Here is a 520-nt window from a genome sequence, read left to right as displayed (position 1 = left end):
CCGCCGATATCGCCCGGGTCGCCGCGTCCGCCGGCATCGGCGGGGTGCTGGCCCGGATCGCGCCCGTAGGGGCCGGCGCCGCCGGACCGGTCGGCCTCGGGCCCCGGCTCACCTTGATGGCCGCGCCCGAAGATGTCGCCGAAACCGCCGCTGGCGCCCTTGGCGAGCAGCAGCATCAGCAGTGCCTTCACCAGGGGCGACATCCCGCCGGCCCCCTGCTTCTGGCCGCCGAACACCTGACCGAGCACGCCGCCGATCGCCGATTCGAGCAACCCCATGCGCTGACCTCCGGGGCGGGGTCCGCCCGGGCTGACAACGGCGTCGGAGGGGTGGGGGTTGCAGGCCGGACCGGATGTTGCGCTGGCATTCCCTCCCCCCTCTGCGGGGGAGGGTGGGCCGGCCGTCAGGCCGGGTGGGGAGAGGGGAACCCGGGTTCAGGAAGGGGCGCGACCGGCCTGACGGGCGACGCCCTGTCCTACATCGTCGCTCCCCTCTCCCGACCCGCTTTGCGGGCCACCCT

Annotated in this window: 1 protein-coding gene; it reads right to left on the bottom strand. The window is 75.0% G+C overall.

The genetic code is table 11. The features are described from left to right. The coding region (locus ACTXGH_RS13815; RefSeq protein ID WP_443561809.1) for a hypothetical protein at positions 1-278 on the bottom strand (278 nt) is incomplete at its 3' end. Positions 279-520: the final 242 nt, after the last annotated feature.

This window comes from Psychrobacter sp. 1Y10, from assembly GCF_052259005.1.
GTDB lineage: Bacteria > Pseudomonadota > Gammaproteobacteria > Pseudomonadales > Moraxellaceae > Psychrobacter > Psychrobacter saeujeotis.
The sequence above is the reverse complement of the archived record's forward strand: the minus strand, read 5'-3'. Positions and strand labels throughout refer to the sequence as shown.